We start from the raw sequence: 25,078 nt of genomic DNA on the forward strand, positions 1-25,078 counted from the left end.
GCCTTTTGGCGTTTCTTTACACGAATTGCGTTAACCCGGAAATTATGAAGACACATCCACAGTACGAACCCTGGCTGCAGGGCATGCTCATCATCGCGAAGCACTATCGGCTGGACTTTTCGGCGGAGCATGTTCGGGTCACGATTAACCATGAAAGCCAGTCTCCGCGCCAGCTGGTGCTGGAGGAGATGGCGCGCCAGCTTGGGCTGGGGATGCGTGCGGTGGCGCCTGAAGCGGTATCCCTCGATCCGTGGCGACTGCCGCTGCTGGCGGAATTCACCGGCGGCCAGATTGCGGTCATTAACCGCATGGACAGCGAAGGCAACGTCAGCCTGCAGTTCAGCGGCGACGCGGGGCTGGAGACAACGCTGACGCGTGACGAGCTCGGGCCACGGCTAAAGGGGCTGATGGTGCTGCGCCCGCTCGAGTCCACGCCGGATGCCCGCGTGGATGACTACATTAAACCGTATGAGAAAAACTGGTTCTGGCAGCTGGCGCTGAAAGACTGGCGACGTTACAGCGACATCATGCTGGTGGCGCTGGTGGCCAACGTGCTGGCGCTTTCCGGCATGGTCTTCTCCATGCAGGTGTACGACAGGGTGGTTCCGTCGCAGTCGGAAGCCACGCTGTGGGTGCTGTTTGGCGGCGTGATGATTGCCATCGTTTTTGAATTCATCATGCGCATGCTGCGCGTGCATATTTCTGACGTGGTGGGGAAACGCGCCGACCTGCGTATCTCTGAACGCGTGTTTGCCCACGCGCTGCGGATCAAAAACGGCGCGCGCTCCAAATCAACCGGATCGTTTATCGCGCAGATCCGCGAGCTGGAGTCGGTGCGCGAGCTGATTACCTCCACCACCATTGCGGCGCTCTCCGATCTGCCGTTCTTCCTGCTGTTCGTCTTTATTCTGTGGATGATTGGCGGTCCGCTGGTGCTGGTGGTCCTGCTCGCCGTACCGCTGCTGCTCATTCCCGGCCTGCTGGTGCAGCGCCCGCTGGGCAAGCTCTCCAGCGAAGGGATGCGCGAATCCGCCATTCGTAACGCCACCCTGGTGGAGGCGGTGCAGGGCATTGAAGACATCAAGCTGATGCGCGCCGAGCAGCGCTTTCAGAACCAGTGGAATAACACCAACGACGTGGCCGCCAGCGTCGGCATGAAGCAGCGCTGGCTGACGGGCCTGCTGCTGACCTGGACGCAGGAGGTGCAGTCGATTGTCTACGCGGTGGTGCTGCTGGTGGGCTGTTACCTGGTCATCAGCGGTGATATGACCACCGGGGCGCTGGTCGGGACCTCGATCCTGGCGTCGCGGACCATCGCGCCGCTGTCGCAGATTTCTGGTGTGCTCTCGCGCTGGCAGTCGGCAAAAGTGGCCCGCAAGGGGCTGGACGATTTGATGCAGCGGCCGATTGACGATCCGCAGCACGGCAAGAAGGTGCACAAAGCCCACCTGCGCGGCGACTATGCCCTTGAGGACGTGGGGTTTTACTACGACGAGGAAGAGAAACTCACCGTGCTTAACATCAGCAAGCTGCAGATCCGCGCCGGAGAGCGCGTGGCGGTACTCGGGCGCAATGGCTCCGGTAAAAGCACGCTGCTGCAGCTTCTGGCGGGCATGCAAGAGCCGCAGCAGGGCAGCATTCTGCTGGACGATATTGCCCTTAATCACCTCGACCCGGCCGACGTGCGTCGCGACATGCAGCTGCTCAGCCAGCAGGCCCGTCTGTTCTTTGGCTCCGTTCGCGACAACATTGTGATGGGCAACCCGCTCGCTACCGACGACGAGATTCATCAGGCGCTGGTCAACAGCGGCGCGCTGGAGTTTGTGCGTAAGCAGAAAATGGGGCTGAACTACATCATCAACGAGGGCGGAGCTGGCCTCTCCGGCGGTCAGCGTCAGGCGCTTTTGCTGGCGCGCGCCCTGATTACCTCGCCGACTATCCTGCTGCTGGACGAGCCTACCGCCTGGCTGGACGAAATGAGCGAGAAGCAGTTTATTCAGCATCTTCACAAATGGCTGGGTAAACGCCGCACGCTGGTGGTGGCGACGCATCGCCTGCCGATTCTGGACCTGGTCGACCGCATCATTGTGCTGGAAAACGGCAGGGTGGTGATGGACGGGCCGCGCGACGCGATCCTGCACCAGCACGGCATGGCGCCACAAAAAGCCGCACAGCGCACCGTGACCATGAAGCCTGCGGCGGTTGCTGAGGAGGGCGCGGCATGAGTGATTTCTCGCGTTTCAATAGTCGTTTGAAAGAGCCGCGCCTGCCGCGCTCTACCCTGGTGGCATGGTCTCTGTTCGCCCTGCTGGCGGCATTTATCGCCTGGGCAAGCCTGTTCAGCCTTGATGAAGTCACGACCGGCAGCGGCAAGGTGATCCCCTCTTCTCACGAGCAGGTGATTCAGTCCCTTGAAGGCGGCATTATTCACAGCCTGATGGTGCGCGAAGGCGATATTGTCGAACGCGGACAGCAGCTCGCGCAGCTTGACCGCACGAAAACTGAGTCAAGCGTGCTGGAGAGTGAGTCTCGTCTGAATGCCGCGCTGGCTACCGCCGCGCGCCTGAAGGCCGAGGTAAACGACACGGAACTCGCGTTCCCCGACGAGCTGGATGACGACGTTGAACTGGTCAAACAGGAAACGGCGCTCTACCAGTCCCGTCGCGAAAGCCTCGAAAAAGGGCTGGCCGGCTTACGGCAGGGCGCCGAGCTGGTGCAGCGCGAGCTATCGCTCACCCGTCCGCTGGTGACGCAGGGGGCGGCGAGCAAGGTTGAGGTGCTACGTCTTGAGCGTCAAAAAAATGAGCTTGAGAATAAAATCACCGAGATGAAAAACCAGTATTACGTTCGCGCCCGCGAAGAGCTGGCGAAAGCCAACGCGGAGATTGAAGCCCAGCGTTCGGTGATGAAAGGGCGCGAAGACTCCCTGACCAGGCTGACCTTCAATGCCCCGGTGCGCGGCATCGTGAAGGATATTGACGTCACCACCGTGGGCGGCGTGATCCCCCCGAACGGCAAGCTGATGAGCCTGGTCCCGTTAGATGACCAGATGGTGGTGGAAGCGAAAATTTCGCCGCGCGACGTGGCGTTTATCCATCCAGGCCAGAAAGCGCTGGTAAAAATTACGGCCTATGACTACTCCATTTATGGCGGGCTGGAAGGAGAAGTGACCATGATTTCCCCGGACACCCTGCAGGACGAGGTGAAGAGAGATGTTTATTACTATCGCGTTTATATCCGTACCGACAGCAACCATCTGACCAATAAGCAGGGAAAAGACTTCCCGGTCTTTCCGGGCATGATTGCCACCGTTGACATAAAAACCGGCAGTAAAACCATCCTGGATTATCTGCTGAAACCGCTGAACAAGGCCAAAGAGGCGCTGCGGGAAAGATAGGGAAACGGCGTTCGGGATGCCGAACGCCTGCTGGCTTATACCGTTGACGTCATGTGATGAACAGGGCGTCGCTCTTTAGGTACAACGTTAATGTAGTGCGTGACGTACGCAAAATACAATCCGGCATAGTTTTCGACCAGTTCGATAAATGCCGGGTATATCGACATCCGACCATCACCGCGATCTTTCAGATAGCCCGCCTCCTGTGCCGATTTGATAATCCGGTTGACGTGGATGCGCGAAACAAAAAATTCTTTGGCGAGCGTGCTGGCGGAATATTCAATAACGGCACCGTGAGCGGATTTGTTTTTCATGGCCTGCAGGTAAATATAGAGCATAATCATTCGCCCACCGTCCTTATCGATAAATAATCCCACTTCAGGTAACACCTTTCTGAACGTCAAACCCCGAAACAGATATTCAGCCGCACGGCGGAAGAAGTTATTTCTCAATGCGTCATTATCCAGCAGATTAACATTTATATTAAATGCCGGGTAAAGAATACTCACCGGCAAAAATGCGCCGGACATATAACGCTTAAGTTCATTCAACCCTTTCTCGGTTGGCGCGATTCGGGTTTTACGTCGGTCTTCCGTGCAGCGCCAGGTCCGGATGCGCCCGGTGGTTCTGAGTATCGTAATGATCGCAATAACGCTGTTGGGGCTGGCTATCTTATAGCGAGAACACAGCTCTTTAATCTCTGAAACGGATTCGGCCTGATTGCCAAAAATAAAACAGCACATGGAGAGGATAATATTGAATCGTGATTCCTGCAGCATCGTCTTGTAGAACAATGGTTGTTTTTTGTAGATGGCGTCATTAATTGTGTAGTGCTCTAATATTGCCTCACTAAAACGCGGGTTGTTCTTTATGACATCCCTTCGATGTAGCAAGGCCCTGGATGAGATATGATTATCCATAGCATTTTTCTCGTATTTGAATGAGCCGATAGATGAAGTATCCAGTCTTCTTTTTCGGAATTTTCATTATACCCTGAGAATGACGTATTTACCGAGGTTATTTGAAAAGAAAAGTATATTTGCGGGTGGTATGGCATTGGGTGATAAACGCAAAGATGTTCCGCTGGGAACTGTTTCTTACCCGGCATTGGTACGCTAAAATCAATATTCACAGCAGGTGCATTAAATTTTACGCATTCAAAATTAGAAATGGCGCTTTGGTGCCCAGGAGCAGGTTATGACCCACAAATTTTCTCTCAGAAATGGGGCTTGCGATGAACAATCATTTGTCATCTCAGCCTGCGGCTTCACGTTCCAGGGATATAGTCTGATGCTTAACAAGTACGGAATACAGGCGTCGCATATTCACTTTGACGGAGACGAGGTATCCCCACATGATGTGGAAAATATTTTTGTAAATCATAATGCTCACATCGTCACGTTTCTCGGGAAGGGTATCATCGGTCTTCTGGAGAGCCTGAAGCGGCTGGCTTCCGTACTTAATGCGCTTCCGGTTATTCGACGCGTCACGCTGTATGGTGATATACCTGATGGCTGGTTATACCGCACGCTGGGCAGCCTTTTAAATAACACCCATCAATTATCATTAATTCGTATTGCCAGCATTTCTGATATTATAAGCTGTTTCGACACGTACCATAAGGGCTTTAAGGACCGCTCGCGCCTTTTGCGCGATTACAATAAGGATATTTCTGCACAAGAAAATTTAAAATGGTTAACGAGAAGAGAGGTAGACGTTTTATTACATTTCTACCGCGGTATGTCGGTCAAAGAACTTTGCGACAAAATGGCACTTTCCAATAAAACGGTATATACCCATCGCAAGGAAGGCGTGCTGAAATTACACTTGATTAAACGCTGGCTGCACGATCCTCACAACTTCAAAGCGGAAGGTAGCATTAAGCGTCAGAGTCAAAATGCAGGGTTTACGGATAAAGAAGTAGAGGTTTTTAAAGCATTACATAAAAAAGAGATATTTCCTGCCTACCAGATCATTACCGATCGTGATAAGAAAGGGGTAGGGTTTGAAATTCTTATTCGCTGGAATAAAAACGGTAAAATTGTTAAATCAGCCAGTTTTTTGACCGATGTTTCCAATTATGAGATATGGCTAAAAATGACGGCGTTAGTCATTCATGCTGCCGTTTCTGGGATTAATAAATATAATGGAAAATATTATTTTTCGGTTAACATTCCTCCCCGACTGGCTTCCGGAAATGCCTTGCCGGATATGGCGCGTAAAGCCATCAGTATGTTGCTCAAACCACAATGGGCCGAAAAGCTGGTCTTTGAATTTGCAGAGGATATTGACGTCACGAAGGATAAGAGGATCCCGGAAACCATGCGGCATTTACGCAATACGGGGTGTCGATTGTTTCTGGATGACTGTTTCTCTAATCACCAGACCATGTTCCCGGTGCGGCAGGTACATTTTGACGGGCTCAAGCTGGACAGGGACATCGTCGAGCATTTTGTGGCAAATGACAACGACTATAATCTGATCAAAGCGATACAGATTTATAGCGACATGACGGGAACGGACTGCATTGCCGAGGGGGTTGATAGTGAGGAAAAGTTTGAAAAATTAGTCGCGATGGGGGTCAAGAACTTTCAGGGCTATTATTTATCGCGAGCCGTGAAAGAGGAAGAGCTGGACCGCATGGTGCGCTTGTTCAGCTAAGAAAAAAATAAAGCCCCGAAGGGCCTTTATTTATTTTCGACCCAGCAACAGGCCGAGAACAATACCCACAGCACCCGCTGCAACGAGGCCGGTGAGGGGGTTATTTCTGACCGCTTCAGTAACATCAGAAACGGCATCGCTGGCCTGGGCCGCATATTTTTTTGCCGCGCCTTTTACCTGGTGCTTTGGTGAATCTACAAATTCACCAAACTGCTGCTGCGCTGAGCCTGCAAGTTCATCAAGTTTATTTTTTGCTTTGTCTTCAGCGAACTGGGTGTTTTTATCGGTACCGAAATCAGACATTTTTGCCTCCTTGTGTTGATACTTAAAGGATAGCCTCTCTTTGCAGATGTGAGAGACGAAAGGCTAATTTCGGTACCCGATGCGGCTGTTTTCGGATATATCTCTATGCCGCAAACCCGTTATTTCTCATTCTCATCCTGACCGTAATACAGGGTGCCAATGCGGATAAGCGGGCGGCCCTGAGACTTGCGGTGCAGGTTACTGTCCCTGAGCGAGTAAACGCATCCGCAATACTCCTGCTGGTAGAACTGCTCCCGCTTGCTGATCTCAATCATGCGGGATGAACCGCCCTGTTTGCGCCAGTTGTAGTCCCAGTAGATCATGCCCGGATAGCGCGCTGCCGCACGCTGGCCGCAGTCGTTTATCTGCTGCATGTTCTTCCAGCGGGAGATCCCCAGCGAGCTGCTGATGACGCTAAAGCCATTTTCTGCCGCATAGAGCGCCGTGCGTTCGAAGCGCATATCGAAGCACATGGTGCAGCGGACGCCGCGCTCGGGTTCCCACTCCATGCCTTTCGCGCGCTCAAACCAGTTATCGGTGTCGTAATCGGCATCAACAAAGGGCACGCCGTGTTTTTCCGCAAACCGAATATTCTCTTCCTTGCGGATGAGGTATTCCTTTTGTGGATGGATATTGGGGTTATAGAAAAAAATAGTGTAGTCAATTCCCGAGGCCTGGATGGCCTCCATCACTTCACCCGAGCAGGGGGCGCAGCAGGAGTGCAGCAGCAGTTTGTCGGCACCGTCTGGCAGGGTGAGCTGAGGGCGGATAAAGGGGGCTGTCGTCATGGCGTTCTGCAATATGTTTATGAAATTTATGGAATGGTAGCACAGACTCAGCATCTTTTAAGGCGGCACGGACGGGGGCGGCGCAGGAAGATCCCGCCCGGTCGGGATCTTCGCGCAGTGAAAGGCTGTTATTCGGCAAATTTCAGCAGCGCTTCGCCATCAAGACGATAGCGTACCCATTCGGACTGCGGCAGCGCGCCAATGCTCAGGTAAAAGTCGATGGCGGGCTGGTTCCAGTCGAGCACGCTCCATTCAAGGCGACCGCACTGCCGCGTTACCGCCAGCTGCGCGATATGCTTCAGCAGCGCTCTGCCCGCGCCTTTACCGCGATACTCCGGAGAAACGTACAGGTCTTCCATATAAATACCGTTGCGTCCGAGCCAGGTTGAATAGCTGGTAAAGAACACGGCATAGCCGGCAGTCTTGCCGTCAAACTCCGCGATCAACGCCTCGGTTTTAGTCCCTGCGCCAAAGAGCGTTTCCCGGATCTCCTCCGGCGTGGTAACCACTTCTTCCGGCGCTTTTTCATATACCGCCAGTTCGTAAATCATGGCGTATATCGCCGCTGCATCTTCGGGGCGAGCCTGACGAATGGTGATGCTCATTGTTTATCCTGTTTTTTTGCGTGCGTTTCGATTGATGGCGTTAAGCATACGGAGTATTGTCCGAAGAATTAAGTGCAATGAAATCAACAAATGATGAATATTATGCATCCTGCGCTGAGACGCCTTGATTTAAACCTGCTGCCCGTTTTCGATGCCATCTACCGCCACCGTTCCGTTCGGCTTGCCGCCGATGAGCTGGCGATGAGCACATCCGCCCTCAGCCATGCGCTCTCGCGTTTGCGCGCCACCCTGAATGACCCGCTGTTTTTTCGGGAGGGGCATCGCATGTCCCCCAGCGTGTATGCCTCTCAGCTTGCGCCTTCAATTGCTTCCGCACTGGCGTTCCTTAATCACGAGCTGGCCCCGCAGCCGGAGTTTGACGCGGCCAGCAGCACCGAGAGCTTGCAGATTGCGATTACGGATTTTACCGCGCTTTGCATTTTCCCGGCCCTGATGCAAAGGCTGCAGCTTGCAGCCCCGGGTTTGCGTTTTGAACTTCGCTATCTGCCGCACAGCCCGGCGCTGACGGAGCTGCTGGCGGGCGAGGTAGATCTGGCGCTGGGTTTCAGCACCGAGGATGATATCCGCCATCCGGAACTGGAAGAGATCGGCTGGTTTGAAGATGAGTATGTGGTCATCAGCAACGCAAGCCGGACGAGGCTGACGCTGGAGGATTATCTCGCGGCCCGCCACCTGGTGGTGACGCCGTGGAATGAGAAGCAGGGCGTTCTGGATGTGCGGCTCGAGCAACTGGGGTATACCCGACAAATCGCGATCAAAACGCCGTCGATGCTCAGCGCGCCGTTTATCGTGGCGGAAAGCGATCTGCTGATGGCAATTCCCCGGTATGCCGCTGAGAAGCTGATTGCAGCAGCGGATCTCAGGATATTTGCTTTACCGTTCCCGATACGCACGTTTGAAGTGAAAATTTACTCGCATAAACGCAGCGGCCAGCGGGGCGCGACCCGCTGGCTTAAGGAACAGCTGCAGGTGCTGGCACAACAGGGCGATAAATGATTAATGGTATACGTATTAAGAAATGACTTCGCGCCTTCCGCAAGCGATCGTTAATGCATTAAATGATTAGCTATCGCGCGGAACTCTTATTATCAAAGGGGTGGTCTCAAATCCGTGCGGGCATTTGCGCGCATTGCAATACTCAGCATATGAGCAGCCTTCAGCATCCAGGTTTTTATTAAAAGGGCAGGCCATTTTGTTTTTTATCTCATTCCACAGGTTCTCATTGTAAGGCGAGACGTTATAAAGGGATATTTGGTTGAATACGCCATTTACAAAAATTCCATTTTTTGTCGTATGTATTCTGTCTCCGGGCAAAAGATAGATGTCACTTTCGTACCAAATTATTAATCTTAATAATTTTAAACCAACAATGTGCGAATAAACGATTCCTGTGTTAGGGCAAATGACAGAACTTAATACTCGCCACGACATCATGCTTTTCTCCATAAGATATTTTTACCTGGATTTAGGTTTAGCATGGGATCAGGTATTGATCAACGATGTAACTCATTGATATTGATCGTTATTTTATGGTTGCATGATTTTTATCTATATATAACAACAGCTTGCGTAATATGGCTTCGGTAATTGTTTTGAGTTATTTACCTGACTTGAACGAGGAGTGGTTCGATTTTGACCGCTTGCAGATTATGAATGCGGAAAATAAGACTAAGTATAGACCTGGATTATTAAAGAAAATTTAATCATGACTGAAATCATTTCATTTCAACACGTTACCTGGTTTAAGGTTCATAAGGCTTTTGCATTATTATTAATGTTGCTTATCGATTCAGCAGAATAAAGGTTACTACAGGCAGCTTCTTTTAGCTTTGCTATAGAAAATGGCTGAATTCGAATTTATATGCGTGCATTTCGGAGGGAAACTATTCAGATTTACTAATGTAAGATAATGCCCGATCCTGGATTCGATGAAACACAGGATACTGCCGGGCAAGTGCAGCGCTACCCGGCAGAAAGGGTGGTGAACAAGGGATAATCAATCTAACGGCAGGTAGATATCCGTTTGTAGCGCATGTTCCGGCACCTCGTGAATAAAATTGAGGTAATGGAAGAATACAGGCGCATCACGCAGCGTTTCGCCACTTGCGGGCAGCCAGTTCCGGAACATCGCCCATACCGTGGTGGATATGTTATCCAGCGAGCCAGAATGACGCCCAACGGCGTAACGCCCCCCATCAATTACACCGTTGCCAACCCCGAACGTATTTTCCGGTATCGCTTCAAAAACGCTGCCGCATATATCGAAACGAAAAGCTTCTTCAGGCGTAGTCGCCGGGTCGTCCCACGCTATACCAAACGTGCTGCTTTCGCGCACTGGCGATAAGCCAGTGGCTTTACGCCAGGCGATAAATTTCGCTGCGCTGTCATTAACCCGATTGGGACTGCCACGGTGTTGCAGCATCGCTACTCGGGTTTGGGGAAAATCGACAATCTTAACTTCCATCGTTTTTTGCTCCTGAAAGGTCATTTTCGGTACGCGCTCGTGCCAGCTTAGCCAGTCCGGCTGCTGCCGAAACTGACGCGGGCTTTTTCCAAACGCGTTTCTGAAGGCACGGCTGAACGATTCAGGGCTCTGGAATCCAGCATCGAGCGCAATATCAATCACCTTATCCTGTGGATTAAACGCCAGTCGCCATGAAGCGCGACGCAGGCGAAGCCACTGGATATAGCGATACAGCGGCAGGCCGCTGAACGCCAGAAACTGACGGTGAAAATGATAGGGTGAACAGCAGGCTAACGCGCTGAGCTTCTCCAGCGTGAGCGGTTCATCGAGATGGAGGGCGATATAGTCGCACATCATCGTGAAGCGCTCGCGGTACGCCGTATTGGTTGCATCGTTCATAGCATCCTCCTGATGACCCACTTTGCCTGACCGGTCGACCAGAATCCTGACCGATCTTGCTAATTAAATTCATTACAGGAAGGGCGATCGGATACAAATGCCAGGTCAATGCCCTGGCATTGCATAAGGCAGAGTGATTATGGGGAGGGTATACTGGCGGCATATCGTTGTGCGGCCGCAATAGCCTTCTCGTCAAAAATATACTGTTCGAAATGATGGCTCGCATCGGTGACGCGATAAATTTTCCATTTACCGTCTTCATTGCGCAGAAACACGTTTAACTGCGTCTTCTCTCCATTACCCGTACCCAGGTCAACGTTAACAACTTTTCCCGACGCATAATTTATCGCTTTACTTACGTTTAGGTCAGGGATCCACTCCGCTGCATAATCCTGTGTATAGGTAAAATAGTCGGAATCGATAATTTCCTGCTCATAGAGAGAATGAATTTTCTGTAGTCGGGAGAGGGTATCTCGCGCGATATACTCACGCATTTTTGGTGAATTGATCTCATCTTCTTTGCTGTCAGTAACAAAGGCTGTGAGGTAGAAAGTATAGAAATCATGAGTACGTTTTTCCGGCGTATCCATCTGGGATGTACATCCTGTCAGTAACAGACCTATCAAAAGAACATAACGCATCAGTTTTTCCTGTAAATTTTGTAAGCAGGGCGCGCAGAACGATATCCTGGACCAGACCACATATCTCGTTGTTTGAAATCAGAGTACCAGTTAATGCCATCATAAATCGCCATGTGACCTGCAGGGTTTCCTCCATCATAAGGCTGAATAATAACCACATCGCCTTCCTGTAATGTTTCGCCTTGCCCTAAGACACGAAATCCTGCCCGTTCAAGGTTATTGCCATAGTCTTTAGCGTAAGGTGCATTTCCTATATCAATTCCACCTGCCCGAATGGCCTTACGAGTAAATTCCCCACAGCGTTTTTGCGATGAAATGCCGGCATTCTGGCGTGCATGCACGGCGGCTGCGTGTTTGTTCCATGTCATGTGCTAACTCCTTTTGTAGATAAAAGGGTCAATAGACAACGAGAGATTTAATTCTGTTAGGCAATTAATGTTATTAAAAGATTATATATTTCAGTTGGTTATTTGTTCTTTTTGTTTTATTAGTGTGGTCGATGGATTTTCGAAGATGTGCTGTTGTTATCGCAACTCAACCTGGAAGGTTTACATAATGAGGTAACTAAAATACCATACCCCCCTATAGTATCAGGAGGGCGTATGCCGCATTCACCCGAAGATAAAAAACGTATTCTTACTCGCGTCCGCCGCATTCGTGGGCAGGTTGATGCCCTTGAACGCGCGCTGGAGTCGGGCGACCCCTGTCTGGCCATCCTGCAGCAAATTGCCGCCGTGCGCGGGGCTGCGAATGGCCTGATGGGCGAAATGGTCGAAATTCACCTCAAAGACGAGCTGGTGACGGGGGAAACGACGCCGGATCAGCGGGCCGTACGCATGGCAGAAGTCGGCCATTTGCTGCGCTCTTATCTAAAATAAACCCACACATCTCACAATAGGGGAAGACAATATGAAATCTCGCGCTGCAGTTGCATTTGGTCCTGGCCAGCCGCTCAAAATTGTTGAAATCGACGTGGCACCGCCGAAGAAAGGCGAAGTGCTGATCAAAATCACCCATACCGGCGTATGCCATACCGATGCGTTTACGCTGTCGGGTGACGATCCGGAAGGCGTCTTCCCGGCGGTGCTGGGCCATGAAGGGGGCGGTGTTGTAGTGGAAGTGGGCGAGGGCGTGACCAGCCTGAAACCCGGCGATCACGTGATCCCGCTGTACACCGCGGAATGCGGCGAGTGTAAGTTCTGTAAATCCGGCAAGACCAACCTCTGCCAGGCGGTTCGCGCCACTCAGGGGAAAGGGCTGATGCCGGACGGCACCACCCGCTTCTCCTATAACGGCGAGCCTGTTTATCACTACATGGGCACCAGCACCTTCAGCGAATACACCGTTTGCGCGGAGATCTCGTTGGCGAAGGTGAACCCGCAGGCGCCGCTGGATAAAGTCTGCCTGCTGGGCTGCGGCGTAACCACCGGCATCGGCGCGGTGCACAATACGGCAAAAGTCAAAGAGGGCGACACCGTGGCGGTGTTCGGTCTCGGCGGTATTGGTCTGGCGGTGATTCAGGGCGCGGTCCAGGCGAAGGCCGGTCGGATCATCGCGGTCGACACCAACCCGGAGAAATTCAAGCTGGCGGGTGAAATGGGCGCGACCGACTTCGTGAACCCGAAAGACCACGACAAACCGGTTCAGGATGTCATCGTTGAGATGACCGACGGCGGGGTTGATTTCAGCTTCGAATGCATCGGCAACGTTAACGTGATGCGTTCCGCGCTGGAGTGCTGCCACAAGGGCTGGGGCGAGAGCATCATCATTGGCGTGGCCGGTGCGGGCCAGGAGATTAAAACCCGTCCCTTCCAGCTGGTCACCGGGCGCGTGTGGCGCGGTTCCGCCTTTGGCGGCGTGAAGGGCCGTACCCAGCTTCCGGGTATGGTTGAAGATGCCATGGCCGGGAAGATTCAGCTCGATCCGTTCATTACCCACCGTTTACCGCTGGAGCAGATCAACGACGCGTTCGATCTGATGCACGAAGGAAAATCCATCCGCACCGTTATTCATTTCGGCGACAAGTAACTCTTCTGCCAGCGGTTTTAGCCGCTGGCGTTTCTTTAATAATCTTCTCTAAAGTGTGACCAGTGCGGCGTTTTTAGCCGTAATCTAAATCCCAACCGTGCCGATGACTATCTGACAGGCGTGTTTTTACGCATCTTACCTACAAGAGAGTCGACGGTCATGGACAACACTACTTCGATGCCGGCGCAGCGCAAGCTGGGCTTCTTGCATCACATCAGGCTGGTTCCGCTGTTTTCCTCCATTCTCGGTGGCATTATTCTGCTCTTTGGCTTGAGCTCGGGCCTGGCTGGATATTTCCTGTTGCAGGCCGATCGCGACCAGCAGGATGTCACATCCGAAATTCAGGTGCGTATGGGGCTCTCGAACAGCTCAAACCATCTGCGAACCGCGCGTATTAACCTGATCCACGCCGGTGCGGCAAGCCGTATCGCGGAGATGGATGCCATGAAGCAGAACATCAGCGAGGCGGAAACGCGGATTAAGCAGTCCCAGGATAGCTTTACCGCCTATATGAATCGTGCCGTGCGTACCGCTGAGGGCCAGGCGCTGGATGCGGATCTCAAGGCGCGCTACGACGCCTATGTTGCGGGCATGCAGCCGATGGTGAAATTCGCCAAAAACGGCATGTTCGAAGCGATCATCAACCACGAAAACGAAACGGCGCGCCCGCTGGATGACGCGTACAACGCCGTGCTGCTGAAGGCGATTAAGATCCGTACCGACCGTGCCAGCGCGCTGACCGCGCAGGCGCACAGCCGCACGCAGCTGGGCCTGATGTTTATGGTGGGCGCGTTTGCGCTGGCGCTGGTGCTGACGGCAATGACCTTTGTTGTGCTGCGCCGCACGGTGATCAATCCGCTGCAGCGCGCCGCGAAGCGTATCGAAAATATCGCCAAAGGCGACCTGACGATGCCGGACGACGTAGCCGGGCGCAGCGAAATTGGCCGCCTGACGCGCGATCTGCAAACCATGCAGCACTCGCTTGAAAATACCGTGGGCACCGTACGCCAGGGTGCAGAGGAGATCTACCGCGGTACCAGCGAGATTTCTGCCGGTAATACCGATCTCTCTTCGCGCACCGAGCAGCAGGCCGCGGCGATTGAGCAAACCGCCGCGAGCATGGAGCAACTCACCGCGACGGTGAAGCAGAACGCCGATAACGCCCACCATGCCAGCAAGCTGGCGGAAGATGCCTCCGGCAAAGCCAGCCGCGGCGGTCAGATGGTCTCCGGCGTGGTGAAAACCATGGGCAATATCTCCAGCAGTTCGAAGAAGATCTCTGAGATTACCGCCGTAATTAACAGCATCGCGTTCCAGACCAATATCCTGGCGCTGAACGCGGCGGTCGAAGCGGCGCGCGCGGGCGAGCAGGGGCGCGGGTTTGCCGTGGTGGCAAGTGAAGTGCGTACCCTGGCAAGCCGCAGTGCGAATGCCGCAAAAGAGATCGAAAGCCTGATCAACGAATCGGTTTCGCTGATCGACCAGGGCTCCGGTGAAGTGGTTGCCGCCGGCCACACCATGAATGAGATCGTCGATGCGGTTAAGCGCGTGACCGACATCATGCTGGAAATTGCCGCCGCGTCCGACGAGCAGAGCCGCGGTATTGTGCAGGTCAGCCAGGCGATTTCCGAGATGGATAAGGTCACCCAGCAAAACGCCTCGCTGGTGGAAGAGGCCTCCGCCGCGGCGGCGTCTCTGGAAGAGCAGGGGGCGCGTCTGACCGAGGCGGTCGGCGCGTTTCGTCTGAGCGGCGCGAAGCAAGGGCGCGCGGCAACGTCTGCGCCAGTGGCGAAGAACGCGCAGCTGCGTCCGGCGGCTGCGGTTTCCGGGGATAACTGGGAGACGTTCTGAGCGGCGTGTTGTGTCGGGTGGCGGCTTCGCCTTACCCGACCTACTTGTATTTGCAGGCCCGCGTAGGCGTAGCGCCACCGGGCAAAAAAAAGGGACCTTTCGGTCCCTTTTTTCATCCGTTACTTCTTATCGGGTAACGCATAGGCGATAACGTAATCACCGCGATCCGGTGACTGGCGAGCGCCACCGGCGTTAATGATGATGTACTGTTTACCGGTTTTCGGCGACACGTAGGTCATCGGGCCGGACTGGCTGCCGACTGGCAGACGGTCTTTCCAGATCTCTTTCCCGGTGGCGGTATCAAACGCGCGCAGGTAGAAGTCCTGGGTTCCTGCGAAGAACAGCAGGCCGGACTGGGTAGAGAGCGATGCGCCAAGCGTCGGCATCCCGATAGGGATTGGCATGTGCATGCGAATGCCTAGCGGGCCGGTATCTTCCACCGTGCCGACAGGAACCTGCCACACCAGCTTGCCGGTTTTCAGGTCAACGGCCGACATGGTGCCAAACGGCGGCTTCTGGCACGGAATGCCCAGCGGCGACAGGAAGCGTTCGCGCATTGCGCCGAACGGCGTGCCGTCCATCGGAACGATACCCATCTCGATGCCGCTGGCGTTTTTCGCTACGTTAGCGCGCGGCACCATGTAGTTTGCCAGCCCCAGGCGCATATCGTTGACGAACATCAGGCTGTTGTTCGGGTCAACGGAGACGCTGCCCCAGTTCATCCCGCCGAGAGAGCCGGGGAACTGCAGGGACCGGTCGAGGCCCGGCGGGGTGAAGATGCCCTGATGACGCATCTCTTTGAACTGAATGCGGCACAGCAGCAGGTCGACAGGTGTCGCTCCCCACATGTCGGACTCGGTCAGCGTCTGGTTGCCAATCATCGGCATGCCAACGGAATACGGCTGGGTCGGAGAGTAGCGTTCACCTTCAACGTTACCCGCCGGAACGGGACGTTCCTCAACCTTCGCCACCGGCTTACCGGTTTCGCGGTTAAGCATGAAGATCATGCCCTGCTTGCTGGTCTGCACCAGCACAGGCGTGGTTCCGCCTTTACCGTCCGGCAGGTCGTACAGCAGCGGCTGGGAAGGCAGGTCGAAGTCCCACAGGTCGTGGTGGGTGGTCTGGAAATGCCAGCGGACCTGACCGGTGGTCGCGTCAACGGCGACGATGGAAGAACTGTACTTATCGTCCAGCGCGGTGCGCTCGCCCGCCCAGAAATCCGGGGTGGCGTTGCCGGTTGGCAGGTAAATCAGGTTCAGCTTAGCGTCGTAAGACATGGCAGACCAGACGTTCGGCGTACCGCGCGTGTAGGTCTGGCCTTCCGGCGGCAGGCCGGTCAGGTTCGGGTTACCCGGATCCCACGCCCAGGCCAGCTTGCCGGTGTGAACGTCATATGCGCGCACCACGCCCGGCGGTTCGCCGGTGGAGAAGTTATCCGCCACGCGTCCACCAACCACAACGACATTCCCGGCAACCAGCGGCGTGGAGGTCTGCTGATAATACCCGGGCTTGATCTCGCCCATGCCAACGCTGAGGTCAACGGTGCCATGGTCGCCAAAGTCTTCACAAACCTTGCCGGTATCCGCGTTGATGGCAATCAGGCGGGCGTCGGTGGTCGGCAGGAACAGGCGGCGAGGGCAGGCCGCAGGCTGTGTGTCTGCCTGTGACGTTGTCACCTTTTGATTATCTTCAAAATAGCCCAGACCGCGGCAGCGCTGCCAGTTAGGCGCCGTGGCTTTGGAATCGTAGCGCCATTTTTCTTTACCGGAGTCCACGTCCAGCGCCAGCACTTTGCTGTACGGGGTACAGACATAGAGCGTGTCGCCAACCTGCAGCGGGGTGTTCTGATCTTCCGCGCCGGAGCCGTTGCTCTGCGGAATATCGCCGGTGTGCGCAACCCAGGCGACCTTCAGGTCGTTGACGTTTTGCTTGTTAATTTGGTCCAGCGCTGCGAAGCGGTCGCCGTGCGTGGTGTTGCCCCAGTGCTTCCAGTTTTTTTGCTGCTCGCCGGGCGCAACGGGTTTAACCGGCACGGGCTCGTTTGCCGCCACGAGGGTTTGCGGCTTAAACATCCACCCCAGACTGACCAGCATGACCACGGCCAGCACGGCCGCGATCCCAAACGCTGGTGCTTTGTGCACCGCGGTGCCGGTATTCGCGGCGCGCAGGAAAGGCCAGACGATGGCGCAGAGGAAGGCCAGAACGGCAAAGGTAAACAGGCGGGAGAAGAGCGGCCAGAAATCCCAGCCCGCATCGCTTACCGCCCAGAACAGCGAGGCAATAAAGGCGATGCCGTAAAGCACGATCCCGCTGGTGCGATTGAGGAAAATCAGGATCGCGGCAATCACCATCACCACGCCCATAATCAGGAAGTAACTACTTCCGCCCACGGTGGCGAGCTTAAAGCCCAACCCGCCGACGGCCAGACCGATGAGTATCATCAGTCCGGCAAGAAGCCACTGCAGAATACGAGGTATCCCGCGCGGCGCGCTGCCAAATGCCATTTCTGTCTCCTTAAACCCCCCGATGTATCAGAACTGTGCTGGTGTGTACCATTTGGGTAATAAGCTGTCGGGGGATAATGTTTTTTACGGTGTTGTGCGCATTGAATGCGGTTGAAATCACCTTAAACAAATAGCATGCGAACCATTTGGTGAATTCGCGGCTATGATAAAACTGTTAAATTGTTTTACGCAATTGTTAATGAATGATTTCGCATTATTTGATTAGAGGACGGCGCAGTTCCCTTGCCCCTCTGTCGCTGAGGGTTTCCCATAAAATAATGCCTGCACAAATAACCCCCTCTCTATTGAGGGAGAGGGCTGGGGTGAGGGGGGACATACGGCTCAGGTGGTCATTCCGTTCACTTTATGTTCCTTGCTACTCTGTAACGACATGACCGGTGAACGTGCCAGGGTGGCTCAATCGCCACCACCCTGGCGACCCGGGCTCCCGGCGGTAAATCGCCGCTTCGCGGTACCCTCAGCTTATTCCTTCAGGCTATCGGGTCGGGCATGAGCCTGCATCCCTGCAGGCCACGCCCTCTCGGCGCATCCCTGCGCCTCGCCCCGGCCTTACGGAAACGCTTCGGCGATTTACAGCCGGACCAGGATATCGCTGTAAGGTATTCATTTTCCTGAGACAGCGTACATCGCTTCAGGTAAAAAAATTACTGGAGAACCCTCAGCCTTTCGGAGAGGGTCAGGTGGGGAAAGATCTCAGACCGGCATCGATTTACGAATGGCGCTCAGCAGCGTTTGCGCACCAACAGAAAGCGGGGTATCCACCCGGGTCAAAATGCCGATAGGTTCACCGGCGCCAGGGGCGGTCACCGGCAGGGCGGTCAGCGTTCCCTGACGCAAATCGTCTTTCACCGCCCCGGAGGGGACGAACCAGACGTAGTCATAGTCCAGCGTGAGCTGGCGTGAAAGCGAGGCCGAAAGCGTTTCGATACAGCCGGAAGGCAGCGTACATCCCTGCATCTGAAGCAATGTTTCGGCGGCCTGGCGCGGTACGGTCCCTTTCGGGCAAACCACAACGGGCCACTCCGTGACGCGGCTTAGCGTGACGGTATCCTGCAAAAGAGGGTGATCGGGACGCACCACCAGCTTCAGGGATTCCAGGAACAGCAGCTCGTAATTAAGACCGCCCATCAGTTCCGGGTCGGACATTCGGCCGATACCGAGATCCAGCTCGCCCGATTTCAGCCCCGCGAGCAGCATGGTGTTGTTCATGGTGGCAACCTGAATGGTGGTATGCCGCTGCTGCTTGTGGAACTGGCCGATGACCGGTGGAAGAATGCCCAGCGCCGCGGTAGGGAGAGCTCCCACGCGCACGACCTCGCTGGCCTGCTCTGCTTTTCGGTGCAGGGACTGGCCTGCGGTATTGAGCGCATCCAGAACTTTGACGGCGTGGGTGAGGAACTGTTCGCCGACGAGGGTTAGCTGCGCCCCCAGCCGACCGCGGTCAAAAAGCCGGGCGCCGGTAAGCTGTTCCAGCTCGTTGAGGGTTTTCGAGAGCGCGGGCTGGCTCAGGTTAAGAGTTTCAGCCGCACGCCCCAGCGTTCCCTGTTGAGCGACGGCCACAAATGTATGCAAATGGCGCAAGCGTATGCGCTGACTGAACAGACCATTTTTTTCCATAGGCGATGTTAAAAACAGAGCGATGCGGGTGACAAGTTAAGTTGTTTAATTTTGATAACCTGATAGCAAAATATTTTTAACATTTGATCTGTTTGAGTTACAACAAATTTTTCGGCAGGGGATAAAAGCGAACGTCCTTGTTCATTTATTGCTCATTGCGGAGGGGGAATAGCTAAGCGGTTTAGATCACGCCGTCACCGCCGTCAGAACACCACACCTGACCGGAGGTAAAGGAACATTCATCAGAGGCCAGCGTGACGTACAGCGGAGCAATCTCCACCGGCTGACCGGGACGTCCCAGCGGCGTATCGCCTCCGAACTCCTTCACTTTTTCCATCGGCTGGCCGCCGCTGGATTGCAGTACCGTCCAGTAAGGGCCAGGGGCGACCGCGTTAACGCGAATGCCTTTCGGACCCAGCTGTTTGGCTAAGGATTTGGTAAATACCGCGAGACAGGCTTTCGTCTGGGCATAGTCCAGCAGAACGGGGCTGGGCTTCACCGCCTGAACGGAGGAGGTGTTGATGATAACGGACGACGCTTTCAGATGGCGCAGCGCCGCCTTGGTGATCCAGAAAGGCGCATACACGTTGGTTTTGAACGTCGCGTCAAAATCCTCGGTGGTCAGCTCTTCTAACGATTCCCGGAACTGCTGGCGACCGGCGTTATTGACCAGAATGTCCAGCCCGCCCAGTTTCGAGACGGCTTCTTCGACAATATTCTGACAGAAGGTTTCGTCCCGGATGTCCCCCGGCAGCGCGACGGCCTTACGGCCTTCAGCTTTGATCAGGTCAATGACTTCAACCGCGTCTTTCTCTTCTTCCGGGAGATAGTTGATGGCCACGTCAGCCCCTTCACGGGCATAGGCGATCGCCACCGCGCGACCAATACCGGAATCGCCACCGGTAATCAGCGCTTTTTTGCCGGCAAGACGGCCATGCCCTTTGTAACTTGTTTCTCCGTGATCGGGTACAGGCTGCATTTCGGATGCCAGTCCCGGCGGCGTTTGCGGCTGTTCCGGGAACGGGGGCTGCGGGTAAGCGTTCTTACGGTGTGTATCACTCATAGCTGACTCCTTAAGCCAAGGGGTGAGATTTGATGGATAGTTGCAGCGTTAGCGCTTCGCTGAATTATTTCTGCAAACGATCGACACGGACGACGGCAGGGGATGATTTTTTATCAAGCGAACCGTTGATGCTAATCATCTGATCGGGTTTTACCGTTCTGCCGTCGAAGACTGCCTGGGGAATAATAACGTCGATTTTTCCGGTTTTATCCTGAAATACAAACTTATCGCCGCTACCGTCAATAAGATTACCGCGCAGTGAAATTGTTGCACCATCGTGCAGTTGTTTTGCCTGATCGATGGTCATAATTCGCGCGTCGTCGGTTCCGCGATATCCGCTGTCGAGAGCGTGCGGTGGCGGCGGCGCTTCACCTTTTTGTAACCCGCCGTTATTATCTGCCCATGCGGCCGGAACCAGAAATATCAAAAAAGCGGAAATAAGCGATAATTTCATCTGATATCCTTCATTTTGGTTGTCTTGACTTATTAAGTATTGTTGCTATTCCTTTATGTGGCAAATGTGATAAGTCCTAAAAACATTCGCGTTAGAAATCAAAATTATCGGATAATAAGCGGAACGGTGACGACGGCCATGAAGCGTGAAAATGAAAAGTTACCCGGGATAGATGAAAGTTATCGTTTGCTGACGTTTGAATACGCATTTCGTCAGGTTGGATTTATTGTTCTGTTGGTTATTATCGTCGCCGCCATTGCCGGTCTGTTTTCAAGCGGAATGGTGAGCGACACGGCCAAAACGAGTTCCGCTAACTCACTGACCATAAACTACGAACGCTTCGGACGACGCGAGACAGAGACGCGGATGCAGCTGACGTTTCCGGTGCAAACGGAGGGAAAGTATACCCTCAGCATGACCAGCGAGAGCAGCGAAGCGTATGAGCCGGGAAGCGTCTGGCCGCAGCCGGACAGCATGTTCAGCCGCGGGAATACCCTCTATTTTGTCTACAACAACCTGAAAAAGACGGACACCTTCTCTGTGTTGTTCTTTACGACGCCTTCCATCGCCGGTAAATGGAACACCGTCATCCGCATCAACGACGAGCCGGAAATGACCATCTGGCAATTTATTTACCCGTAGGAGGCTGATATGGATATGGTCTTACGCGCGCTGGCTATTTATCTGTTCCTCGTGGTGGTATTTAAAGTGGCCGGGAGACGCGCCCTGCTGCAGATGACCAGTTTTGATCTCATTTTGCTCTTGATTATTAGTGAGGCCACGCAGCAGGCGCTTCTTGGACAAGATTTTTCCGTCACCGGCGCGATGATTACGATTACCACCCTGGTGGTGGTTGATATTATATTCGGACTGATGAAGAAATATTTCTCCCCGGTAGAGAATATCCTTGATGGTACCCCCGTGATTCTGGTTGAGAACGGCGTCCCTTTAGCAGATAAACTTAAAAAAGTCGATGTGTCTTGCGATGATATTCTGGTGTCAGCGCGTCAGAATAATGGCATTACGGAAATGAGTAAAATCAAATATGCCATACTTGAGCGCAATGGACATATTTCAATCATTCCTTTCGAGAAATAAGAGGCGGCAAGATGAGCAATCTTTTTCACGACAACAATAATACCGTGGGTGAACTGACAAAAAAGCTGGCGAGTAAATTAACCGACCTCGGGCTTCGCTTAACCACGGCTGAATCCTGCACGGGAGGAAAGCTCTCGGTGGCGCTGTGTGCGGAAGAGAACACCGCCGATTTTTATGACGTCGGCCTGGTCGTGTTCAGCGATGCCGCGAAAGAGCGGATCCTCAACGTTCGTCCTGAGACGCTCGCGCGGTATACCGCCGTCAGCGAACAGACCGTCACCGAGATGGCCGCCAGTATCCGCGACATTGCCGAGGCTGATATCAGCATCGCCATCAGCGGATACGCAGGCCCGGAAGGGGGCGACGATGGCACGGCGACGGGGACGGTCTGCTTTGCCTGGAATATATGTGGTCAGACGAAAACCCGCACCGTACTGTTTTCCGGCGACTGTCAGGACGTGGTGGAAAAAGCGGTGCATTTTTCGCTGGCTGAACTGGTGACAACGCTGTCGGACGGGAATAACGGCTAAACGCACGCGGAGGTTGTATGGCTGTCATAGTGATTACTGGCGGAACGGCGGGCGTGGGAAAAGCCACGGCGCTGCGCTTTGCAAAGGCAGGTTACGATGTGGGGCTTATCGCCCGGGATGAAGCAAGCCTGCACTCCACGCAGGAAGAGCTACGGCGGTTTGGCGTCAATGCACGCGCCGTGCAGGCGGATGTCGCCGACAGCCAGGCGGTGGTGGATGCCGCTAACGAGATTGAGTATCGCCTCGGCGCGATTGATGTCTGGGTGAATAATGCCATGGGGGCCGTCCTGGCGCCGTTTCGTACCCTCACGGCGGACGAGTTTCGCCGCGTCACTGACGTGACGTACCTCGGCTACGTGAACGGCACCCGCGCCGCCCTGGAGCTGATGATTCCCCGCGACAGGGGCGTGATTATCCAGGTGGGTTCGGCGCTGGCCTACCGTTCCATTCCGCTGCAGTCCGCCTACTGCGGGGCCAAGGCGGCGATCCGCGGGTTTACCGATGCGGTGCGTACCGAGCTGATGCATGAGAACAGCCGGGTTCAGCTTTCGATGGTCCAGATGCCGGGGCTCAATACTCCGCAGTTCGAATGGGCGCGGAATAAGTTCGCCTGGGCGATGCGCCCGGTGCCGCCGGTATTTGAGCCTGAGGTCGCTGCCAGCGCTATTTTCAGGGTGGCGCAAAAACCGGTACGGGAGCTGTGGGTGGGCAGCAGCACCATCCAGTCGATTGTCGGTCAGTTTCTCTTCCCCGGTTTTCTTGACCGGCTGATGGTGAAAAAAGCCTGGGAAGGCCAGATGACCGACGATCTGAACGCGCCGGATCGCCAGGACTATCTCGATCGGCCGGTTAACGACCTGCACAAAATCCATGGCCGCTTCACCGACGAGGCGAAAAACCGCGCGTCGTCCGTCACTTCAGGTATGCCGGGTAAAGTGGCGCTAGGGGCTCTCGCGGTGGCGGGGATTATGCTAACGCGCCTGCTCGCCCGCCGAAAATAATTAGCGCAGCGCGCTACGGTGCGTCCAGAACCAGCGATAGCCGTATCCGCCAAGCGTGAGCTGAACGGTTTTGCCGCAAATCAGCGCATCATCGTAGCGCTTGTCCGCGAGACAGGCGGTCCAGGTGGCGTTGCGGATCCCCTTTGCGGTGAACTGCACCGGCTCGTCGCTGAAGTTAACGAAGGTCAGGATGCTGCGTTCGTCGGTCTCGTAGTAGATCCCCAGCACCGCGTCATCATCGATCGTGATGAGACGAAACGGCGCAACGGCAATCTCGGGAAACTCCGAGCGGGTATTGGCAATATCAATAATCCGGTGCAGGAGCGAGTTGCGGTGGAGCAGCGAATCGGCCACGTTGATTTTCTGGTAGCGGTAGGGGCCGTGGTCGATAATCGGGGCAATAAATTTATCCGGATCGGCGGCGGAAAAACCACCCCCCTGTGACCCTGCCCATTGCATGGGGGTGCGCACGGCATAACGCTCCTCCAGCTCCAGATCGTCCCCCATGCCTATCTCATCGCCGTAGCGCATCACCGGGACGCCCGGCAGGGAAAAGAGCACGGCGTGGCAGAACGCCAGCCGCTTCCGATCGCCGTTCAGCATCGGTGCCAGGCGGCGGCGGATCCCGCGCTGGTAGACGTTCATCTCTTCATCAGGGGCGAAGGTGTCGAGCACAAACTGCTTATCCTTCTGGCTAATCCCTTCCAGGTCCAGCTCGTCATGGTTGCGCAGCCAGTTGGCAAAACAGCAGGAGTCGGGCGGGACGATCATTTTCTTTACCGCATTGCGCAGCGGCCGGGCGCTTTTCTTCGCCAGACTGACGTAGAAATACTTGTTGAGCCAGAAGTTCAGCACCAGGTTCAGGCGGTCATTATTGCCGAAGTAGTCCCGATAGGTTTCCACCTCGACGTCAACTTCACCCAGCAGGATCGCCTCCGGATTATGCTGCTCAATAAGACGGCGTATATGTTCGAGGATCCACAGGCCTTTTTTTTCATCACCGTTTCCCGCCTGCGTGGTGAGGTGGGAGGCGGCATCCAGGCGAAAACCCGACACGCCCAGCTTGAGCCAGAAAAGAATGATGTTCTCAATCTCTTTCAGCACCGCGGGAGAGGTCAGGTTCAGATCCGGCTCGTGACGATAGAACATGTGCCGATAGTATTGTCCCGCCTCGTCGTCCCAGGTCCAGATGCTCTTTTCCACGCCGGGGAACATGGGCGTCGTGTCGTCCTCGTCGTTATCCGACCACAGGTAATAATCACGATAGGGTGACGCCGGGCTGCGGCGGGCCTGCTGGAACCAGGGATGTGCGTCCGAGGTGTGCTGGATCAGCAGCTCGATAATGACCTGCATGCCCAGCTCCCGGGCCTGCTCGATAAAGGCGATGATATCCGCCAGTTTTCCGAAGCGGGGGTCCACCTGAAGATGGTCGCTGACGTCGTAGCCTTCGTCGAGAAAGGGGGTGAGGTAAAACGGGGTGATCCAGATGACCGTCGCCCCCATGCGGCGAATATAGCGCAGCTTGGCCGCTATTCCGGCGATGTCCCCGCAGCCATCGCCGTTCAAATCATAAAAGAGTGCGGTATCAATCTGATAAATAATGGCTCGCGTATGCCAGTCCGTCATAGCATC

The 25,078-nt window shown here is 54.6% G+C and carries 24 protein-coding genes; 11 read left to right on the forward strand and 13 right to left on the reverse strand.

The window, feature by feature from the left end; all coding sequences use genetic code 11:
- Window positions 1–44: 44 nt before the first annotated feature.
- Both ACWHWP_RS11405 and ACWHWP_RS11410 read left to right on the forward strand, forming a co-directional pair.
- Window positions 45–2,225 (forward strand): type I secretion system permease/ATPase, encoded by a 2,181-nt coding sequence (locus ACWHWP_RS11405; protein ID WP_447855600.1) that lies wholly within the window; start codon window positions 45–47, stop codon window positions 2,223–2,225.
- Window positions 2,222–3,397 (forward strand): HlyD family type I secretion periplasmic adaptor subunit, encoded by a 1,176-nt coding sequence (locus ACWHWP_RS11410; protein ID WP_059310164.1) that lies wholly within the window; start codon window positions 2,222–2,224, stop codon window positions 3,395–3,397. Before ACWHWP_RS11405 ends, ACWHWP_RS11410 begins: the two co-directional genes overlap by 4 nt.
- 35 nt (window positions 3,398–3,432) lie before the next feature.
- Here ACWHWP_RS11410 and ACWHWP_RS11415 read toward each other — a convergent pair whose 3' ends face one another.
- The gene (locus ACWHWP_RS11415; RefSeq protein ID WP_063956268.1) at window positions 3,433–4,317 is read right to left on the reverse strand and encodes a hypothetical protein; all 885 of its coding nucleotides are present in this window, start codon (window positions 4,315–4,317) and stop codon (window positions 3,433–3,435) included.
- 277 nt (window positions 4,318–4,594) lie between these two features.
- Here ACWHWP_RS11415 and ACWHWP_RS11420 point away from each other — a divergent pair, with 277 nt between their 5' ends.
- Window positions 4,595–6,058, forward strand: coding sequence for an EAL domain-containing protein (locus ACWHWP_RS11420; RefSeq protein WP_447855601.1), 1,464 nt, complete (start codon window positions 4,595–4,597; stop codon window positions 6,056–6,058).
- 30 nt (window positions 6,059–6,088) lie between these two features.
- Here ACWHWP_RS11420 and ACWHWP_RS11425 read toward each other — a convergent pair whose 3' ends face one another.
- The 3 genes from ACWHWP_RS11425 to ACWHWP_RS11435 all read right to left on the reverse strand — a co-directional run bounded on the left by ACWHWP_RS11425 (window position 6,089) and on the right by ACWHWP_RS11435 (window position 7,754).
- Window positions 6,089–6,361 (reverse strand): DUF883 family protein, encoded by a 273-nt coding sequence (locus ACWHWP_RS11425; RefSeq protein ID WP_047348589.1) that lies wholly within the window; start codon window positions 6,359–6,361, stop codon window positions 6,089–6,091.
- Between the two features lie 119 nt (window positions 6,362–6,480).
- Window positions 6,481–7,149, reverse strand: coding sequence for an epoxyqueuosine reductase QueH (locus tag ACWHWP_RS11430; protein ID WP_047348588.1), 669 nt, complete (start codon window positions 7,147–7,149; stop codon window positions 6,481–6,483).
- Window positions 7,150–7,277: 128 nt separating this feature from the next.
- Complete coding sequence (locus tag ACWHWP_RS11435) at window positions 7,278–7,754, reverse strand: GNAT family N-acetyltransferase (protein WP_059310160.1); 477 nt, start codon at window positions 7,752–7,754, stop codon at window positions 7,278–7,280.
- A gap of 90 nt (window positions 7,755–7,844) precedes the next feature.
- Between ACWHWP_RS11435 and ACWHWP_RS11440 the strand changes: the two genes are divergently transcribed.
- Window positions 7,845–8,771 carry a LysR family transcriptional regulator gene (locus ACWHWP_RS11440; RefSeq protein WP_447855602.1) on the forward strand — a complete coding sequence of 309 codons (927 nt, stop codon included), beginning with the start codon at window positions 7,845–7,847 and terminating at the stop codon, window positions 8,769–8,771.
- A 66-nt stretch (window positions 8,772–8,837) separates the two neighbouring features.
- On the opposite strand, the gene iraM is transcribed toward ACWHWP_RS11440, so the two are convergent.
- The 4 genes from iraM to ACWHWP_RS11460 form a co-directional block, all read right to left on the reverse strand.
- Window positions 8,838–9,221 carry an anti-adapter protein IraM gene (gene iraM / locus ACWHWP_RS11445; RefSeq protein ID WP_321221029.1) on the reverse strand — a complete coding sequence of 128 codons (384 nt, stop codon included), beginning with the start codon at window positions 9,219–9,221 and terminating at the stop codon, window positions 8,838–8,840.
- A gap of 550 nt (window positions 9,222–9,771) precedes the next feature.
- The gene (locus ACWHWP_RS11450; protein WP_059310158.1) at window positions 9,772–10,638 is read right to left on the reverse strand and encodes an AraC family transcriptional regulator; all 867 of its coding nucleotides are present in this window, start codon (window positions 10,636–10,638) and stop codon (window positions 9,772–9,774) included.
- A 137-nt stretch (window positions 10,639–10,775) separates the two neighbouring features.
- Window positions 10,776–11,279: a YbjP/YqhG family protein gene (locus ACWHWP_RS11455; RefSeq protein ID WP_447855603.1), complete on the reverse strand. Its 504-nt coding sequence runs from the start codon at window positions 11,277–11,279 to the stop codon at window positions 10,776–10,778.
- Window positions 11,279–11,647, reverse strand: a complete 369-nt coding sequence (locus ACWHWP_RS11460) for an NlpC/P60 family protein (RefSeq protein ID WP_059310156.1) — start codon at window positions 11,645–11,647, stop codon at window positions 11,279–11,281. The genes ACWHWP_RS11455 and ACWHWP_RS11460 overlap by 1 nt, the downstream gene beginning before the upstream one ends.
- Window positions 11,648–11,881: 234 nt before the next feature.
- On the opposite strand from ACWHWP_RS11460, the gene ACWHWP_RS11465 reads away from it, so the two are divergent.
- From ACWHWP_RS11465 to ACWHWP_RS11475, 3 genes are all read left to right on the forward strand, one after another.
- Window positions 11,882–12,157 (forward strand): metal/formaldehyde-sensitive transcriptional repressor, encoded by a 276-nt coding sequence (locus ACWHWP_RS11465; protein WP_003857256.1) that lies wholly within the window; start codon window positions 11,882–11,884, stop codon window positions 12,155–12,157.
- 31 nt (window positions 12,158–12,188) lie between these two features.
- Complete coding sequence (locus ACWHWP_RS11470) at window positions 12,189–13,307, forward strand: S-(hydroxymethyl)glutathione dehydrogenase/class III alcohol dehydrogenase (RefSeq protein ID WP_059310155.1); 1,119 nt, start codon at window positions 12,189–12,191, stop codon at window positions 13,305–13,307.
- A 159-nt stretch (window positions 13,308–13,466) separates the two neighbouring features.
- Window positions 13,467–15,158: a methyl-accepting chemotaxis protein gene (locus tag ACWHWP_RS11475; protein ID WP_447855604.1), complete on the forward strand. Its 1,692-nt coding sequence runs from the start codon at window positions 13,467–13,469 to the stop codon at window positions 15,156–15,158.
- Window positions 15,159–15,277: 119 nt separating this feature from the next.
- On the opposite strand, the gene ACWHWP_RS11480 is transcribed toward ACWHWP_RS11475, so the two are convergent.
- The 4 genes from ACWHWP_RS11480 to ACWHWP_RS11495 form a co-directional block, all read right to left on the reverse strand.
- Window positions 15,278–17,662: a glucose/quinate/shikimate family membrane-bound PQQ-dependent dehydrogenase gene (locus ACWHWP_RS11480; protein ID WP_447855605.1), complete on the reverse strand. Its 2,385-nt coding sequence runs from the start codon at window positions 17,660–17,662 to the stop codon at window positions 15,278–15,280.
- Between the two features lie 714 nt (window positions 17,663–18,376).
- Window positions 18,377–19,300 (reverse strand): LysR substrate-binding domain-containing protein, encoded by a 924-nt coding sequence (locus tag ACWHWP_RS11485; RefSeq protein ID WP_059310152.1) that lies wholly within the window; start codon window positions 19,298–19,300, stop codon window positions 18,377–18,379.
- 181 nt (window positions 19,301–19,481) lie between these two features.
- On the reverse strand, window positions 19,482–20,363 hold the full coding sequence (locus ACWHWP_RS11490) for an SDR family oxidoreductase (protein ID WP_447855606.1): 882 nt from the start codon (window positions 20,361–20,363) through the stop codon (window positions 19,482–19,484).
- 64 nt (window positions 20,364–20,427) lie between these two features.
- Entirely contained in the window at window positions 20,428–20,817 is a 390-nt protein-coding gene (locus ACWHWP_RS11495; protein WP_008502282.1) for a YdeI family stress tolerance OB fold protein, read from the reverse strand.
- A 138-nt stretch (window positions 20,818–20,955) separates the two neighbouring features.
- Between ACWHWP_RS11495 and ACWHWP_RS11500 the strand changes: the two genes are divergently transcribed.
- The 4 genes from ACWHWP_RS11500 to ACWHWP_RS11515 are packed head-to-tail and all read left to right on the forward strand — an operon-like array spanning window position 20,956 to window position 23,446.
- Window positions 20,956–21,459: a hypothetical protein gene (locus ACWHWP_RS11500; RefSeq protein ID WP_447855607.1), complete on the forward strand. Its 504-nt coding sequence runs from the start codon at window positions 20,956–20,958 to the stop codon at window positions 21,457–21,459.
- A gap of 9 nt (window positions 21,460–21,468) precedes the next feature.
- Entirely contained in the window at window positions 21,469–21,915 is a 447-nt protein-coding gene (locus ACWHWP_RS11505) for a DUF421 domain-containing protein (protein WP_059310149.1), read from the forward strand.
- A gap of 11 nt (window positions 21,916–21,926) precedes the next feature.
- Entirely contained in the window at window positions 21,927–22,445 is a 519-nt protein-coding gene (locus ACWHWP_RS11510) for a 2-oxo-tetronate isomerase (protein ID WP_447855608.1), read from the forward strand.
- A gap of 17 nt (window positions 22,446–22,462) precedes the next feature.
- Window positions 22,463–23,446, forward strand: a complete 984-nt coding sequence (locus ACWHWP_RS11515) for an SDR family oxidoreductase (protein ID WP_447855609.1) — start codon at window positions 22,463–22,465, stop codon at window positions 23,444–23,446.
- On the opposite strand, the gene ACWHWP_RS11520 is transcribed toward ACWHWP_RS11515, so the two are convergent.
- Entirely contained in the window at window positions 23,447–25,072 is a 1,626-nt protein-coding gene (locus tag ACWHWP_RS11520; RefSeq protein WP_447855610.1) for an alpha-amylase family protein, read from the reverse strand.
- Window positions 25,073–25,078: the final 6 nt, after the last annotated feature.

Source organism: Enterobacter sp. WI-ESBL-E8, assembly GCF_053364895.1.

What these genes read in the sequence shown, in the direction of transcription:
- ACWHWP_RS11420 (WP_447855601.1), top strand. Translation starts at nt 4,595, where the DNA reads ATGACCCACAAATTTTCTCTCAGAAATGGGGCTTGCGATGAACAATCA.
- ACWHWP_RS11510 (WP_447855608.1), top strand. Translation starts at nt 21,927, where the DNA reads ATGAGCAATCTTTTTCACGACAACAATAATACCGTGGGTGAACTGACA.
- ACWHWP_RS11415 (WP_063956268.1), bottom strand. Translation starts at nt 4,317, where the DNA reads ATGGATAATCATATCTCATCCAGGGCCTTGCTACATCGAAGGGATGTC.
- ACWHWP_RS11450 (WP_059310158.1), bottom strand. Translation starts at nt 10,638, where the DNA reads ATGAACGATGCAACCAATACGGCGTACCGCGAGCGCTTCACGATGATG.
- ACWHWP_RS11520 (WP_447855610.1), bottom strand. Translation starts at nt 25,072, where the DNA reads ATGACGGACTGGCATACGCGAGCCATTATTTATCAGATTGATACCGCA.
- ACWHWP_RS11425 (WP_047348589.1), bottom strand. Translation starts at nt 6,361, where the DNA reads ATGTCTGATTTCGGTACCGATAAAAACACCCAGTTCGCTGAAGACAAA.
- ACWHWP_RS11440 (WP_447855602.1), top strand. Translation starts at nt 7,845, where the DNA reads ATGATGAATATTATGCATCCTGCGCTGAGACGCCTTGATTTAAACCTG.
- ACWHWP_RS11505 (WP_059310149.1), top strand. Translation starts at nt 21,469, where the DNA reads ATGGATATGGTCTTACGCGCGCTGGCTATTTATCTGTTCCTCGTGGTG.
- ACWHWP_RS11485 (WP_059310152.1), bottom strand. Translation starts at nt 19,300, where the DNA reads ATGGAAAAAAATGGTCTGTTCAGTCAGCGCATACGCTTGCGCCATTTG.
- ACWHWP_RS11410 (WP_059310164.1), top strand. Translation starts at nt 2,222, where the DNA reads ATGAGTGATTTCTCGCGTTTCAATAGTCGTTTGAAAGAGCCGCGCCTG.
- ACWHWP_RS11515 (WP_447855609.1), top strand. Translation starts at nt 22,463, where the DNA reads ATGGCTGTCATAGTGATTACTGGCGGAACGGCGGGCGTGGGAAAAGCC.
- ACWHWP_RS11500 (WP_447855607.1), top strand. Translation starts at nt 20,956, where the DNA reads ATGAAGCGTGAAAATGAAAAGTTACCCGGGATAGATGAAAGTTATCGT.
- ACWHWP_RS11405 (WP_447855600.1), top strand. Translation starts at nt 45, where the DNA reads ATGAAGACACATCCACAGTACGAACCCTGGCTGCAGGGCATGCTCATC.
- iraM (WP_321221029.1), bottom strand. Translation starts at nt 9,221, where the DNA reads ATGGAGAAAAGCATGATGTCGTGGCGAGTATTAAGTTCTGTCATTTGC.
- ACWHWP_RS11465 (WP_003857256.1), top strand. Translation starts at nt 11,882, where the DNA reads ATGCCGCATTCACCCGAAGATAAAAAACGTATTCTTACTCGCGTCCGC.
- ACWHWP_RS11475 (WP_447855604.1), top strand. Translation starts at nt 13,467, where the DNA reads ATGGACAACACTACTTCGATGCCGGCGCAGCGCAAGCTGGGCTTCTTG.
- ACWHWP_RS11495 (WP_008502282.1), bottom strand. Translation starts at nt 20,817, where the DNA reads ATGAAATTATCGCTTATTTCCGCTTTTTTGATATTTCTGGTTCCGGCC.
- ACWHWP_RS11430 (WP_047348588.1), bottom strand. Translation starts at nt 7,149, where the DNA reads ATGACGACAGCCCCCTTTATCCGCCCTCAGCTCACCCTGCCAGACGGT.
- ACWHWP_RS11480 (WP_447855605.1), bottom strand. Translation starts at nt 17,662, where the DNA reads ATGGCATTTGGCAGCGCGCCGCGCGGGATACCTCGTATTCTGCAGTGG.
- ACWHWP_RS11455 (WP_447855603.1), bottom strand. Translation starts at nt 11,279, where the DNA reads ATGCGTTATGTTCTTTTGATAGGTCTGTTACTGACAGGATGTACATCC.
- ACWHWP_RS11490 (WP_447855606.1), bottom strand. Translation starts at nt 20,363, where the DNA reads ATGAGTGATACACACCGTAAGAACGCTTACCCGCAGCCCCCGTTCCCG.
- ACWHWP_RS11435 (WP_059310160.1), bottom strand. Translation starts at nt 7,754, where the DNA reads ATGAGCATCACCATTCGTCAGGCTCGCCCCGAAGATGCAGCGGCGATA.
- ACWHWP_RS11470 (WP_059310155.1), top strand. Translation starts at nt 12,189, where the DNA reads ATGAAATCTCGCGCTGCAGTTGCATTTGGTCCTGGCCAGCCGCTCAAA.
- ACWHWP_RS11460 (WP_059310156.1), bottom strand. Translation starts at nt 11,647, where the DNA reads ATGACATGGAACAAACACGCAGCCGCCGTGCATGCACGCCAGAATGCC.